We start from the raw sequence: 14,545 nt of genomic DNA on the forward strand, positions 1-14,545 counted from the left end.
TGTGAATACTTACAGTTTACCCCAATGAAACGCTATGAGTTTTTTTGTTGCACTATATTTTACAATTTATCATATAATACTATTCTAATGGAGATTATTGATATGGATAAAAAATATAGATATGTAACTCGGGCTATCTTAGCCTCTGCTGTAGCAGTTCCAGTATTTGCTGCGTCGAATGTTCAGGCTGAGAGCTATAGCTGGAACACCAGTCGTTATATCTACAGTTACTATACTCCAAGTTATGGTTACAACAATTACAACTATAACTACGGCTATAATAACTATGATTATTACTATGGTTATAACAATTACGGCTATAATAATTACAATTATGGGTATAACTATGGTTATAACAATTACAACTATAACTACGGCTATAATAACTATGATTATTACTATGGTTATAACAATTACGGCTATAATAATTACAATTATGGGTATAACTATGGTTATAACAATTGGAACAACTACTATGGCTACAACAATCTCACACATGATGAGAATTACATTTACTGGAATGGCAACCACTACTATCGCATGAGTGATGGAAGTTACCGAATCTATCGCAATGGGCAATGGCTACCGTTGACCAATCGTAATAACTCTAGAAATAATCTAGCCAACGATCCTCATTACCTTTATGAGAATGGTTACCATTACTATTTATTAGAGAATGGGGATTACTATTACTATCAAAATGGTAATTGGGTATTTGTGAAGAATTCTAGCGAAACAGAAAATCCTGTAACGCCGGATACTCCGACACCTACTCCAACACCAACACCTACTCCAACACCAACTCCAACACCAACACCGGAGGAACCAAATCCGTCTGATAAACCAGATCAACCGGTGGAACCATCAGAACCAGCTACACCTGAAGATACAGGTAACTTGGTCTTCCCTGAGAATCCGCCATTTGTAGGTGCAGATGGTGAATTCGATCCATTCGCTCCAACTACTGAGAATCCAGCTGAGCCAAAACCAGAAGAGCCAGTTCAACCAGAAGTACCTGGAAATGACGGTTTGGTAACAACTGACCAGCCAAGTGAAAACCAAATCCCACCATATGTTGAAACACCAGCGGAAGGATTGGAACATCTTCCTTGGGCGCCAAATGGTCGTGTACCTAAGTTGGTCTACCCACCTGGTAAGCCTGGATCAGCTGCTTTGCGTAACGATAAGAACTATTACTTTGATGGTACAACCCATTACTACTATGTTCCATCTGACACAGAAGCTACAGGATATTCTGCATACTGGAAGTGGATTGATGGTAAATGGAAACTTCAAGGAATGACAGATCCAAATGATCCTGTCATCGATCCAAAATTCCACGAAGATGCCAAAGATGACGAGTATGCTTACAGCGATCGTGACTCAAGTGTGAAACTATACTCTACCAATGTAGTAGAAACAGTCAAAGCCGGCAAACCGTTACCGTTCAAAAACGTCGAAGAATTTAAGAACTATGTCATTGAAAAAATGAATCCTAAGTTCATTGACAACGCGGGTTGGGATTGTAAAGTAGAGTGGGAAATTGAAGATCCTGAACTCTTTGAACAATCAAAAGAAAATCCTTGGGCAAAAGACTATGTCTTGATTGCTAACTTGAAGAGTGGTGTCGACGAAAAAGAATACAAAGACGTTGAATTTGGTTATGTGAAATTCGTATTCCGTGTTGAAGCAACAGACGATACCAACTATATTTCTTTAGATAAGGCCAAAGAAGCGTTTGCTAAAATCAATGAACTAAGAAAAGCTCAAGGCTTGAAAGAATTGACTTGGTCTGATGATATCTACAACAATCTTTCTCTTCCAAAAGCAAACCAAATCTCAAGACAATATGATAGCACAGGCTTCGTAGCTCGTCGTGAAGAAGACCCAGCAACTGTGGCAACGAAATGGTTCAACAGTGGCTTGCGTGAATTGTTACTAGATCCAAACGCAACTGAAGGAGCTGTAGCAGCAGTTGTAAATGGAGATGGTTACTATTACTGGGCTTATAATTATAAATAATGTTTGCTCTGGATAAACATTTCCAGAATGTATACATGACATAAAAGAAGAGAGTGGGACAGAAATCGGTAATTCGTTAGAATTCGATTTCGTTGTCCCACCTCCGCACAGTTGAGTAGGGCTGTAAAAGCTGATGAAATCAGCGTAGTAGAGCCCACTCAACCACTGCGTCTTGCTCGATAATCCAAAGACAATTGAGAGGCTAGGACTTTTGTCCAAGCCTCTTTTTTGTTCTGTCAGAAATTTGCTGCTGAGGTTTTTAGGAATTTGTTCAAGCGTTAAGTAGCTAGATTTAAAGAGAGAATGATGGACGATTTTAAAGAAATTGATAGAAAATGAAAGAAAATGATATTTAATGCTTGACTTTGAAAGATAAGAGAGTATAATAGTCCTTGTAATCGTTTCCGAAAGGAGGTTATATGTTAAAATCTGAACGAAAACACATCATTTTAGAAAAGGTTATCAAAGAGCGGATCGTCTCTATTGAAGATTTGGTTCAAGAGTTAAACTCTTCAGAATCAACGGTTCGACGCGATTTAGATGAATTAGAAGCTGAGAATAAACTAAGACGGATTCACGGTGGGGCTGAAAGTCTTCATTCCTTGCAGGAAGAAGAAAGCAATAAAGATAAAGCAATCAAAAACGTGCAAGAAAAAACTGCTATTGCAAAAAAAGCAGCTGAATTGATCAAAGATTTTGAAGTTGTCTTTATCGATGCGGGAACTACCAATGAATTATTAGTTCATGAATTGGCTAATCCAACCGTTACAGTTGTGACCAATTCCATTCACCATGCAGCGAGTTTAGTGGATCGAGATATTCCGACGGTCATCATCGGGGGGATGGTCAAAACTTCGACTGACGCTAGCATCGGCGGGATGGCCTTGAATCAAATCGGTCAGTTAAGTTTCGATCGAGCTTTTATTGGGATGAATGGCGTCGACCTAGAGTCGTACAGCACACCGGATCTTGAAGAGGGGGCCGTCAAACGGGCCATTTTAGAGAATGCAAAGAATACTTACATTCTTCTAGACTCGTCAAAACTTGGGCGGACATCTTTTGTTAAGGTAGCTCCAGTGAAGAAAGCAACCATCATTACCAATGCTTCAGATACGGAAATCCTTTCTAAATTAAAAGAAAAAACGGAGGTTATTGAGGTTTGATTTATACAGTTACATTAAATCCAGCGATTGATTACATCGTCCGTCTCGATCATGTAGAGACAGGGGCGGTCAATCGGATGGCTTCGGAAGATAAATTCGCCGGTGGTAAAGGAATCAATGTCAGTCGTGTCTTAAAGCGTCTCGATATCGAGAACACAGCGACTGGATTTATCGGTGGTTTCACAGGACGCTTCATTGAAGACGTACTGACCAGCGAAGCTATTTCAACCAACTTTGTGACAGTGGACCAAGATACACGGATCAATGTCAAGATCAAAGCCGATGAGGAAACAGAGATCAATGGGAATGGTCCAGAAGTGACGGAAGCTCAGTTGCAAGAATTGCTCAACATCTTATCGAGCTTAACAGCAGATGATGTGGTAGTCTTTGCAGGATCTGCCCCATCTTCACTTGGGAATGCTGTTTACAAACAATTGATCGCAGCAACTCGTGCGACAGGTGCGCAAGTCGTTTGTGACTTTGAAGGGCAAACCTTGATTGATTCCTTGGAGTTCAATCCCCAATTGGTCAAACCAAACAACCATGAGTTGGGAGATATTTTTGGCGTTACCTTGACGGAATTGCCAGAAATTGAACGCTACGCCAAAGAAATCTTGGCCAAGGGTGCACAAAACGTCATTATTTCTATGGCGGGTGATGGTGCTCTCCTTGTCAGTCCAAGCGGTACTTACTTTGCAAAACCAATCAAAGGTCAAGTGAAGAACTCTGTCGGGGCTGGAGATTCCATGGTAGCTGGCTTCACTGGGAAGCTCGCAACAACAGGAGATGTCATCGAAGCCTTCAAATGGGGCGTGGCTTGTGGAACAGCGACTACCTTCTCAGATGATTTGGCGACAGCTGACTATATAAAAGAAACTTATGAAAAAGTAGAGGTAGAAAAACTATGAAAATTCAAGACGTTTTAAATAAAAACGTGATGTTGTTTGACCTTCAGGCAACAGATAAAGAGGGCGTGATCAATGAAATGGTCCAATCACTCGTTGACAATGGTGTGGTGACAGATTTTGAAACTTTTAAAACTGGAATCATGAACCGCGAAGCACAAACTTCAACTGGTTTGGGTGATGGAATTGCTATGCCTCACAGCAAAAACGAAGCTGTCAAAGAAGCAACAGTCTTGTTCGCAAAATCAAATAAGGGTGTGGACTATGCATCGCTTGATGGACAACCAACAGACTTGTTCTTCATGATCGCCGCACCAGAAGGAGCAAATGACACTCACTTGGCAGCCCTTGCTGAATTGTCTAAGTATTTGATGAAACCAGGATTTGCGGACAAACTTCGCCAAGCAAACACTCCTGATCAAGTGATCGCTGCCTTTGATGCAGAAGAACAAGAAGCTGCAGTTGAAGAAGCGAAAAAAGCAGAAGCTGTCAAAGAAGCAGCTTTATCTGACAAACCTCTCATCGTTGCCGTTACAGCATGTACAACTGGTATCGCCCACACTTACATGGCAGAAGAAGCCCTCATCAAAAAAGGGGAAGAAATGGGTGTTACGGTCCGCGTTGAAACCAACGGTGCATCTGGTGTCGGCAATCGCTTGACAGCTGAAGAAATCGCAAAAGCTGAAGGGGTCATCATTGCAGCGGATAAAGCAGTTGAAACCGCTCGTTTCGATGGTAAAAAATTGATCTCTAAACCAGTCGCAGCCGGTATCCGTCAGACAGAAGAATTGATCCAAACCATCTTGGATGGCAAAGCAGAAGTCTTCCATGCTGAAAATGCTGCACAAGCTAGCGCTAGCCAAGAAAAATTAAGCTTGGGTGGAGCCTTCTACAAACACTTGATGAGTGGGGTTTCTCAAATGCTTCCATTCGTTATCGGTGGTGGTATCTTGATCGCCCTTGCCTTCTTGATTGACCAAGTTCTTGGTGTTCCTCAAGATCAATTGTCTAGTCTTGGTTCTTATCATGTATTAGCAGCACAATTTAAAACAATTGGTGGAGTAGCCTTTGGCTTCATGCTTCCTGTACTTGCAGGTTACATTGGATTCTCAATCGCTGAAAAACCTGGTTTTGTAGCAGGGTTTATCGCTGGATCTATTGCTAGCTCAGGGTCAGCATTTGGAAATATCGCCTACGGTGCTGCTAAAGGTGAATTACCAGCAGCCGTATCATCAGGTTTCCTTGGAGCTTTGGTAGGTGGTTTCCTTGCAGGTGGAGTTGTTCTCTTGCTTCGCAAAGCCCTTGCAGGTCTTCCACGTTCTCTTGATGGTATCCGTTCAATCCTTCTTTTGCCATTACTTGGTGTTGGTTTGACAGGATTCTTGATGTTCCTCATCAATATTCCAATGGCTGCTATCAATACTGGTCTTAACAACTTCCTTTCAAGCTTGTCAGGTAGCTCAGCTGTCCTTCTTGGACTTCTCGTCGGCGGTATGATGGCTGTCGATATGGGTGGACCAGTTAACAAAGCCGCTTATGTATTTGCTACAGGTACACTTGCTGAATCTGTTGCTTCAGGTGGTTCTATTGTTATGGCAGCCGTTATGGCAGCTGGTATGGTTCCTCCATTGGCAGTATTCGTAGCAACTGTCTTGTTCAAAGATAAATTCACACAAGAAGAACGCGATTCAGGTTTGACAAACATCGTTATGGGTCTTTCCTTCATCACAGAAGGTGCCATTCCATTCGGTGCAGCTGACCCAGCTCGTGCCATTCCTAGCTTCATCGCAGGTTCAGCATTGACAGGTGCTCTTGTTGGTCTTGCAGGTTTGAAACTCATGGCTCCTCACGGAGGAATCTTTGTTATCGCCCTTACATCAAATCCACTTCTTTACATCTTGTTCGTATTGATCGGTGCTGTCGTAAGTGGTATCTTGTTCGGATTGCTTCGCAAACCTAAAAATTAATCTTATCTAACAGAGGCTGGGACAAAAGTCCTAGCCTCTCAATTGTCTTTTGATTATCGAGCAAGACGCAGTGGTTGAGTGGACTCTACTACGCTGATTTCATCAGCTTATACAGCCCTACTCAACTGTGCGGAGGTGGGACGACGAAATCGAATTCTAACGAATTACCGATTTCTGTCCCACTCTCTTTTCTTCATTCTCTGATAGAAAACAGTGTGAAAAGACATGGTTCTGCAATAGAATCTTGATTTAATTTATGGTATAATTTTCGTAACGCTTATTTTTAGGAGAACAAGTATGGATATCCAACGTGAAAAAGAATTCGTCAGCCAGTATCATTATGATGCTCGTAACTTTGAATGGGAAAAAGAAAATGGAACTCCCGAGACAAAAGTAGACGTCAACTTTCAATTGATTCAACGCGATACAGAGTTAAAGACAACCTCTTTAATTGTTATTTTGACCTATATGATTGTCTTTGATGGCTTTGTTATCAGCGGGACCATTACCCAAATCAACCACATTCACAATCGTTTGGTCAGCGAGCCAAGTGAGTTCAGCAAAGAAGAAGTGGAAGAACTAGCTCGTCCTTGCTTGAACATGCTGAATCGTTTGACCTATGAGGTAACTGAAATCGCCCTTGATTTACCAGGGATTAATTTGGAGTTTTAATGCATGAAATTAGCAGTCATCACAGATTCTTCTGCCTATCTATCAGATGAATCAAGAGGACACGATAATTTATTTGTCCTAGATATTCCAGTTGTCATTGATGGAGTATCTTACGTAGAAGGTGAAAATCTGACGGCAGAAGAGTTCTATCAAAAGATGGAAGCTTCTTCTGAACTTCCGAAAACGAGCCAACCTAGTATCGCGGAATTAGAAGAACTCTTGCCGCAACTAGAGGCTAAAGGCTATACCCATGTTTTAGGGATTTTCCTTTCTTCTGGCATTTCTGGTTTTTATCAGAATATCCAGTATATGAAAGATGAATTCCCAAATCTGACCATCGCTTTTCCAGATTCTAAGATTACCAGTGCCCCTCTTGGGTGGATGGCTGAAGAAGCCGTTAAATGGGCTGATGAAGGTCGTTCTTTTGATGAAATTTTAGCCAACATCCAGACACAAATCGATGGGACTTCTGCCTACATCATGGTCGATGATCTCAACCATTTGGTCAAAGGGGGTCGTCTCTCCAATGGAGCGGCGATTCTAGGGAATCTCCTCAGTATCAAGCCCATCCTCTATTTTAACGAGGAAGGTGTGATCGAGGTATACGAGAAAGTCCGGACTGAGAAAAAAGCCATCAAACGCTTAGCTGAGATTGTCAAAGAAGGAACTGCGGATAAAGACTATCAGATCATTATCATTCATGGGAATGCACTGGATAAAGCAGAAACGCTTCGCGATATTCTTCATCAAGACGGTTTTGCTGGTGAGATTCCATTTGCGACCTTTGGCAGTGTCATTGGTACGCACTTAGGAAATCACAGTGTTGCTATCAGTTTTGTACCGAAAGTATAAGGAGAAAACATGCCAATTAAAGTAGTGATTGCAGGTTTTAAAGGGAAGATGGGCCAAGCGGCTTATCACATGGTGTTAGAAGACCCGGAGCTTGAACTAGTTGGCTTGATTGATCCCCATGCTTCTGAAAACGAGCTGGCGGGTGTTCCGGTCTTTCATGACAAAGAAGGGGTTTTGTCGCTGGATGCGGATGTGTGGATTGACTTCACCATCCCTAAAGTGGCGTATGAACATACCCGCTTTGCTTTGGAGCATGGACTAGCTCCTGTGGTTGGGACAACTGGATTTACAACAGAAGAAATCACTGATTTGATTGAATTGTCTCGTGAGAAGAATCTTGGAGGCCTTATCGCGCCAAACTTTGCTATTGGGGCCGTCTTGCTCATGCAATTTGCAGCGCAGGCAGCTAAGTATTTCCCAAATGTAGAGATTATCGAGTTGCATCATGATAAGAAGAAGGATGCACCGAGTGGGACTGCTGTGAAGACAGCTGAGCTGATCAGTCAGGTCCGTCAACCACAAGAGCAGGGAGCGCCAGATGAAGAAGAGAGTCTTCCAGGGGCTCGCGGTGCCAACTACCAAGGCATGCACATCCATTCGGTTCGTTTGCCTGGTCTGGTAGCCCATCAAGAAGTGATTTTCGGTAGTCAAGGAGAAGGATTGACCTTACGCCACGATTCCTACGATCGGGTGTCCTTCATGACAGGGGTCAATCTAGGAGTAAAAGAAGTAGTCAAGCGTCATGAGCTTGTCTATGGTTTAGAACATCTATTATGAGATTAAAAAAACTGCCTTCTGAATTTCAGGAGGCTTTGCCAATATTAGAAAAGATTCGAAAAGCTGGATATGAAGCTTATTTCGTCGGGGGCTCTGTACGGGATGCTATTTTAGGTCGTCCCATCCACGATGTAGACATCGCTTCTTCCTCTTACCCGGAAGAGACCAAGGCTATTTTCGAGCGGACCATTGATGTCGGGATTGAACACGGGACGGTCCTGGTTCTTGAGAATCATCAAGAATATGAAATTACCACTTTTCGGACAGAGGATGTCTACGTAGACTTTCGAAGACCCAGTGCAGTTAATTTTGTCCGTTCCTTAGAAGAAGATCTCAAGCGACGCGATTTTACCGTCAACGCCTTTGCCTTGAGTGAAGAAGGGGAAGTTATTGACCTCTTTGATGGACTGGAAGATTTGGAGAACCGAATTTTGCGCGCTGTTGGTGTAGCGACAGAACGCTTTAACGAAGATGCTCTTCGGATCATGCGTGGTTTTCGGTTTCAGGCCAGTCTTGGTTTTGATCTAGAAGAAGCAACCTTTAAGGCCATGACAGATTGCGCTCCCTTGTTGGAGAAAATCTCTGTCGAACGCGTCTTTATTGAGTTGGATAAGCTCCTCTTAGCTCCTTATTGGCGCAAGGGCTTAGAGGGTGTGATTGCTAGCCAAAGCTATCAGTACCTCCCTCTCTTACAAAATAGCCAATCGTCACTAGAGAAACTGTTCCAGCTGTCCATGGACTATACCTTTACGAGTTCCGAGCAAGCTTGGGCTGCCTTACTCTTGACCTTAGATGAGAATAAGGTCTCTGCTTTTTTCAAGAAATGGAAAACCTCTCGTGACTTCGCTAAGAAGGTGGAGCAGTTGGTTGAAATCTACCGTTTGCGTGAAAAGGCTAGTTTAAATCGTCGGGATGTCTATCGCTATGACCGTAGCCTTCTCTTGTCAGCGGAAGAACTGCGTCAGGCTCATGGATTGTCCGTAGACTTCCAAATCATCGAAGAATTGTATGATTCTCTGGCTATCCATGATAAGCACGAAATCGTGGTCAACGGTGGGATGTTGATGAAGGAATACGGCTTAAAACCAGGTCCAGGTCTAGGACAAGTGCTTTCTGCCATTGAATGGGCCATTGTAAATGGTGAATTAGAGAATGACAAACAAGCGATTGGAGATTTTTTGAGCCGCTATCTTGAAGCCAAAAAGGGGGAAGTATGAGCGATTTTATCGTTGAAAAATTAACCAAGTCCGTCGGGGATAAGACGGTCTTTAAAGATATTTCTTTTATCATTCATGAGCTGGATCGGATTGGACTAATCGGGGTCAATGGGACAGGGAAAACAACTCTCTTAGATGTTTTGTCGGGTCGTGCAGGCTATGACGGAGATCGTTCTCCTTTTTCTGCAAAGAATGACTATAAGATTGGTTATCTGACCCAAGAACCTCAATTTGATGATAGCAAAACTGTCCTTGATACAGTCTTGTCAGAGGATGTGAAAGAGCTCCAATTGATTCGTCAGTATGAATTGTTGACGAGCCAGTACGATGAAAGTCAGCAAGCGAAACTGGAAAAAGTCATGGCGGAGATGGACTCTCTCAATGCTTGGGAAATCGAAAGCCAAGTCAAAACAGTCCTGACCAAGCTGGGGATTCAGGATTTGTCTGCTAAGGTGGGGAGTTTGTCTGGTGGACTGCGACGCCGTGTCCAGCTAGCACAGGTTCTCTTGGGAGACCATGATTTGTTGCTGTTAGATGAGCCGACCAACCATCTGGATATTGATACCATCGAATGGTTGACTAACTTCTTGAAGAACTCTAAGAAAACCGTACTTTTCATCACCCATGACCGTTATTTCTTGGACAATATTTCGACTCGTATTTTCGAATTGGATCGTGGCGGTCTAATCGAATACCAAGGAAATTATCAGGATTACGTTCGCTTAAAAGCTGAGCAGGACGAACGGGATGCGGCTCTTCTTCACAAGAAGCAACAACTCTATAAGCAAGAACTGACCTGGATGCGTCGCCAACCGCAGGCGCGTGCTACCAAGCAACAGGCTCGGATCAATCGTTTCCACGACCTCAAAAAGGACCTATCTCACCAGGTTACAGAAACAGATCTAGAAATGTCCTTTGAAACCAGTCGAATCGGTAAGAAAGTCATTGAATTTCAAGATGTCGATTTCGCCTATGATCAAGGACCGATTCTGCAGCAGTTTAATCTTTTGGTTCAAAACAAGGATCGAATTGGTATTGTAGGAGATAATGGAGTCGGGAAGTCAACCTTGCTCAACCTCATTGCTGGAAAACTTCAACCGACTGCTGGGAAGGTCATTATCGGAGAAACGGTACGGATTGCCTACTTCTCCCAGCAGATCGAAGGCTTGGATGAAAACAAGCGGATGATTAACTTCCTGCAAGAAGTTGCGGAAGAAGTCAAGACCAGCGCAGGGACTACATCAATTGCCGAATTGTTGGAGCAATTTCTCTTCCCTCGTTCGACCCACGGCACTTTGATTGAGAAACTATCCGGTGGTGAGAAGAAACGCTTGTATCTCTTGAAGCTCCTCATCGAAAAACCAAATGTCTTGCTCTTGGATGAGCCAACCAATGATTTGGATATCGCGACCTTGACAGTGTTAGAGAACTTCCTACAAGGATTCGGCGGTCCGGTCATCACGGTTAGTCATGACCGTTATTTCCTAGACAAGGTTGCTTCTAAGATTCTAGCTTTTGAAAATGGTGGCGTTCGTGAATTCTTTGGGAATTATACGGATTACCTAGATGAGAAAAAGTTTGAGCTAGAAATGGTTGCTGAAAGTAGCAAGCCTGAAAAAGAAAAGGTGGTCAAAGTCCGAGAAGAAAAGAAACGGATGAGCTACCAGGAAAAGCAGGAGTGGGCGATTATTGAGAATGAGATCGAAGAGATTGAAAACAAGATTGCGACCATCGAGGATGAGATGAATGAGAATGGTTCTGACTTCGGTAAGTTGGCCAGTCTCCAGCGTCAGATGGATGAAGAAAACGAGCGACTCATATCCAAGTACGAACGCTATGAGTACTTGAGTGAGTTGGCAGAAAACTAAAGGAGGAAGGATGCACCATATTAGTAAATACAGTCTTTTGCTGTCATCATTTTTATTCTGTGGCATTGGTTTTGTTCTTTTTGTAAATCCAATCGAAAAAATTGCCACCTTTAGTTGGTTGATTTCTCTGGGCTTTTTCTTGATTTCAGTTTCGCGTTTGTCGCGTTACTATCGTCTACGGGCTCAAGCGACCTTGTCAGATCCTTATTTATTCCAGAGTGCTGTCTCGCTGGTCTTTGCAGTCTATCTCTTGCTATATGGCTACAAGACCTTGCCAATTGTCTTTCCGATCACACTCGGTATTTGGCTCTTGTATAAGTCTGCCTTGAGTTTGAAAAAGGCCCATTACCTATCCAAACGATCTGAAGAATTGTCCAAGAAGTTTACTTTTTGGGGCCTGATTGAGCTGTTTATAGGTTTATTTCTTATTGTCAGTCCTTTGTCCATTAGTATCTTCCTCTTGCATATTTTGGGCTTGTTTTTCTTCGTGATTGGGGTCCAATCTTTGAGGCTCTTTTTAAAACTTCATAACGAGGAGTAAAGAACTCCTGTCTGTGTTTTTGCAGACAGGTTCTTTTTTTGTAAATGAAATTGAGAGAATTCTTGAAAAACAATTGAAACCCTTTTCACATTTTGGTATACTAGTGTCAAGAGAATAGGAACAAAGGAGTGTAAAATGTCCAAAAAAATTATTGGTATTGACTTAGGCGGAACATCTGTCAAATTTGCCATTTTGACGCAAGAAGGAGAGATTCAAGAGAAGTGGTCTATCAAGACCAACATCCTTGACGAAGGAAGCCACATCGTTCCTGATATCATCGCTTCCATCAAACACCACTTGGAGTTGTTAAACTTATCCGCAGAAGATTTTATTGGAATTGGGATGGGTTCTCCTGGTGCAGTGGATCGCTTCGAAGGAACGGTCGTTGGAGCATACAACCTCAACTGGAAAACCGTACAACCCATCAAGAAAGATATTGAATCTGCCTTGGGAATTCCTTTCTTCATCGATAATGATGCCAACGTAGCTGCCCTTGGGGAACGCTGGAAAGGTGCCGGTGAAAATCAACCAGATGTCGTCTTCATGACACTTGGAACTGGTGTTGGTGGCGGTATCGTTGCGGAAGGAAAACTCTTGCACGGTGCTGGTGGTGTAGCTGGTGAGCTAGGCCATATCACAGTAGACTTTGATCGTCCGTTTGATTGTACCTGTGGTAAGAAAGGTTGCTTGGAAACAGTTGCTTCAGCGACTGGTATTGTCAATTTGACTCGTCGCTATTCAGATGAATATGCAGGAGATGCGACCTTGAAACGTCTCATTGATGATGGTGAAGAAGTTACAGCTAAGACAGTCTTTGATCTTGCTAAAGATGGAGATGAGTTGGCCTTGATTGTCTACCGTCATTTCTCTCAATACCTCGGTATCGCTTGTGCCAACATCGCTAGCGTCTTGAACCCAGCGAACATTGTCATTGGTGGTGGTGTATCAGCAGCAGGCCAATTCCTCCTGGATGGGGTTCAAAAGGTCTTTGATGAAAATACCTTCCCACAAGTTCGTACGTCAACCCAATTGGTGCTTGCTAATCTTGGAAATGATGCAGGAGTTATTGGGGCTGCGTCACTTGTCCTACAATAGAATTTATTTGAAAGAGGCTGGGCAAAAAATGTCCAGCCTTTGATGTTTGATAGTAATAGCAGCAAGACGCAGTGGTTGATTGCTCAAAGCACTGCTTTGAGGTGGCGGATTGAACTTGCGAAACAAGTGTCCTAAGTCTTTGTACGCTTTTTAAGCTTCAAAGATGAGCTTTGATGACGGAAACAATGTTTCCTTTATTCGCAACCTCCAACAGTCTCCCAGACTGTTGGAGCTATACGGGGGTGGGAAGATTGAAAAGGTTTGGGGAACCTTTTCAACTCTATTTATAGTAAGAAGTTCTTTCCCACTTCCTTTTTATTTATACTGTGTTATAATGTAGGTATTACAGTATTTAAGGAGATTGAATGACAAAAGCAGATATCCTTTTTAAAGAAAATATTCGAAGAATTATGGAAGAAGGCGTCTGGTCTGAGCAAGCTCGCCCCAAGTACAAGGATGGCACAACCGCCAACTCCAAGTACATCACTGGGGCTTTTATGGAGTTTGATTTGGCCAAGGGCGAGTTCCCGATTACGACTCTTCGTCCTATTGCCATAAAGTCCGCCATCAAGGAAATGCTCTGGATCTACCAGGATCAGTCCAATAGTTTGGAGCTCCTAAATGATAAGTACCAGGTCCGCTACTGGAATGATTGGGAAGTGGGAGACACGGGAACGATTGGTGAACGCTATGGTGCTGTCGTTAAAAAGCACGACATCATCAACAAGATTCTCAAACAGCTGGAAGCCAATCCTTGGAATCGTCGCAATATCATTTCCCTCTGGGATTACCAAGCTTTTGAAGAGTCAGAAGGGCTCCTGCCTTGTGCTTTTCAAACCATGTTTGATGTTCGGCGTGTTGATGGGGAAATCTATCTGGATGCAACTCTGACCCAACGTTCGAATGATATGTTGGTAGCGCACCATATAAATGCCATGCAGTATGTGGCCCTTCAGATGATGATTGCCAAGCACTTTGGCTGGAAGGTTGGCAAGTTCTTTTACTTCATCAACAATCTCCACATCTATGATAACCAATTCGAACAGGCAGAGGAATTGCTCCGGCGTGAGCCCTCTGATTGCCAGCCTCGTCTGGTCTTGAATGTTCCAGATGGCACTAATTTCTTCGGAATCAAAGCTGAGGATTTTGTACTGGAGGACTATGATCCTGTCAAACCTCAGTTGAAGTTTGATTTGGCAATTTAGAAATGCTACTTAGCACAAACACTATATAATTAGGAAGAAAGTTTGTCGTTTTTCATAAAAATGAATCCTACTTCCTATTTTTAAAATCTACCGGTTAGTAATATCATCAAATTTTTAAAAAATGACTTGTTTTTCAAGACATTTCGTTTTGATATTTTAAATTAATCTGATAGAATATTTAAGGTCCCCAATTGTCAAGTCAAGTGCAACAAAGTCATTCCTCTGATTAAGCGAGTGTTCTTCCAGCTGTTTGAGCTAGCT

At 42.7% G+C, this 14,545-nt stretch carries 12 protein-coding genes; all 12 read left to right on the top strand.

Annotated elements, in window-relative coordinates; genetic code table 11:
- The first annotated feature begins 102 nt into the window (after nt 1–102).
- The 12 genes from K1J10_RS08605 to K1J10_RS08660 all read left to right on the top strand — a co-directional run bounded on the left by K1J10_RS08605 (nt 103) and on the right by K1J10_RS08660 (nt 14,284).
- A complete protein-coding gene (locus K1J10_RS08605) occupies nt 103–2,022 on the top strand; it encodes a CAP domain-containing protein (RefSeq protein WP_223356835.1) in 1,920 nt (639 codons plus the stop codon).
- A 419-nt stretch (nt 2,023–2,441) separates the two neighbouring features.
- Nucleotides 2,442–3,185 (top strand): DeoR/GlpR family DNA-binding transcription regulator, encoded by a 744-nt coding sequence (locus tag K1J10_RS08610; RefSeq protein WP_223356837.1) that lies wholly within the window; start codon nt 2,442–2,444, stop codon nt 3,183–3,185.
- Nucleotides 3,182–4,093 carry a 1-phosphofructokinase gene (gene pfkB, locus K1J10_RS08615; RefSeq protein WP_049472531.1) on the top strand — a complete coding sequence of 304 codons (912 nt, stop codon included), beginning with the start codon at nt 3,182–3,184 and terminating at the stop codon, nt 4,091–4,093. Before K1J10_RS08610 ends, pfkB begins: the two co-directional genes overlap by 4 nt.
- The gene (locus K1J10_RS08620; RefSeq protein WP_223356839.1) at nt 4,090–6,057 is read left to right on the top strand and encodes a PTS fructose transporter subunit IIABC; all 1,968 of its coding nucleotides are present in this window, start codon (nt 4,090–4,092) and stop codon (nt 6,055–6,057) included. The genes pfkB and K1J10_RS08620 overlap by 4 nt, the downstream gene beginning before the upstream one ends.
- A 297-nt stretch (nt 6,058–6,354) precedes the next feature.
- Nucleotides 6,355–6,729 (top strand): DUF1149 family protein, encoded by a 375-nt coding sequence (locus K1J10_RS08625; protein ID WP_006596301.1) that lies wholly within the window; start codon nt 6,355–6,357, stop codon nt 6,727–6,729.
- A gap of 3 nt (nt 6,730–6,732) precedes the next feature.
- Entirely contained in the window at nt 6,733–7,581 is an 849-nt protein-coding gene (locus K1J10_RS08630; RefSeq protein WP_223356841.1) for a DegV family protein, read from the top strand.
- Nucleotides 7,582–7,590: 9 nt separating this feature from the next.
- Nucleotides 7,591–8,358: a 4-hydroxy-tetrahydrodipicolinate reductase gene (gene dapB / locus K1J10_RS08635; protein WP_048716094.1), complete on the top strand. Its 768-nt coding sequence runs from the start codon at nt 7,591–7,593 to the stop codon at nt 8,356–8,358.
- A complete protein-coding gene (locus K1J10_RS08640) occupies nt 8,355–9,575 on the top strand; it encodes a CCA tRNA nucleotidyltransferase (RefSeq protein ID WP_223356843.1) in 1,221 nt (406 codons plus the stop codon). Before dapB ends, K1J10_RS08640 begins: the two co-directional genes overlap by 4 nt.
- A complete protein-coding gene (locus K1J10_RS08645; RefSeq protein ID WP_223356845.1) occupies nt 9,572–11,443 on the top strand; it encodes an ABC-F family ATP-binding cassette domain-containing protein in 1,872 nt (623 codons plus the stop codon). Before K1J10_RS08640 ends, K1J10_RS08645 begins: the two co-directional genes overlap by 4 nt.
- 10 nt (nt 11,444–11,453) lie before the next feature.
- Nucleotides 11,454–11,984: a DUF308 domain-containing protein gene (locus K1J10_RS08650; RefSeq protein ID WP_061564008.1), complete on the top strand. Its 531-nt coding sequence runs from the start codon at nt 11,454–11,456 to the stop codon at nt 11,982–11,984.
- 135 nt (nt 11,985–12,119) lie between these two features.
- Nucleotides 12,120–13,079, top strand: coding sequence for an ROK family glucokinase (locus K1J10_RS08655; protein ID WP_195323895.1), 960 nt, complete (start codon nt 12,120–12,122; stop codon nt 13,077–13,079).
- Between the two features lie 365 nt (nt 13,080–13,444).
- The gene (locus tag K1J10_RS08660) at nt 13,445–14,284 is read left to right on the top strand and encodes a thymidylate synthase (protein WP_223356846.1); all 840 of its coding nucleotides are present in this window, start codon (nt 13,445–13,447) and stop codon (nt 14,282–14,284) included.
- Nucleotides 14,285–14,545: the final 261 nt, after the last annotated feature.

The organism is Streptococcus australis, from assembly GCF_019930045.1.
Classification (GTDB): Bacteria; Bacillota; Bacilli; order Lactobacillales; family Streptococcaceae; genus Streptococcus; species Streptococcus australis_D.

Excerpts from the sequence above, each read along its gene's own strand:
- K1J10_RS08655 (WP_195323895.1), top strand. The coding sequence starts at position 12,120 with ATGTCCAAAAAAATTATTGGTATTGACTTAGGCGGAACATCTGTCAAA.
- K1J10_RS08650 (WP_061564008.1), top strand. The coding sequence starts at position 11,454 with ATGCACCATATTAGTAAATACAGTCTTTTGCTGTCATCATTTTTATTC.
- K1J10_RS08625 (WP_006596301.1), top strand. The coding sequence starts at position 6,355 with ATGGATATCCAACGTGAAAAAGAATTCGTCAGCCAGTATCATTATGAT.
- K1J10_RS08660 (WP_223356846.1), top strand. The coding sequence starts at position 13,445 with ATGACAAAAGCAGATATCCTTTTTAAAGAAAATATTCGAAGAATTATG.
- K1J10_RS08610 (WP_223356837.1), top strand. The coding sequence starts at position 2,442 with ATGTTAAAATCTGAACGAAAACACATCATTTTAGAAAAGGTTATCAAA.
- K1J10_RS08630 (WP_223356841.1), top strand. The coding sequence starts at position 6,733 with ATGAAATTAGCAGTCATCACAGATTCTTCTGCCTATCTATCAGATGAA.
- dapB (WP_048716094.1), top strand. The coding sequence starts at position 7,591 with ATGCCAATTAAAGTAGTGATTGCAGGTTTTAAAGGGAAGATGGGCCAA.
- K1J10_RS08605 (WP_223356835.1), top strand. The coding sequence starts at position 103 with ATGGATAAAAAATATAGATATGTAACTCGGGCTATCTTAGCCTCTGCT.
- K1J10_RS08645 (WP_223356845.1), top strand. The coding sequence starts at position 9,572 with ATGAGCGATTTTATCGTTGAAAAATTAACCAAGTCCGTCGGGGATAAG.
- K1J10_RS08620 (WP_223356839.1), top strand. The coding sequence starts at position 4,090 with ATGAAAATTCAAGACGTTTTAAATAAAAACGTGATGTTGTTTGACCTT.
- K1J10_RS08640 (WP_223356843.1), top strand. The coding sequence starts at position 8,355 with ATGAGATTAAAAAAACTGCCTTCTGAATTTCAGGAGGCTTTGCCAATA.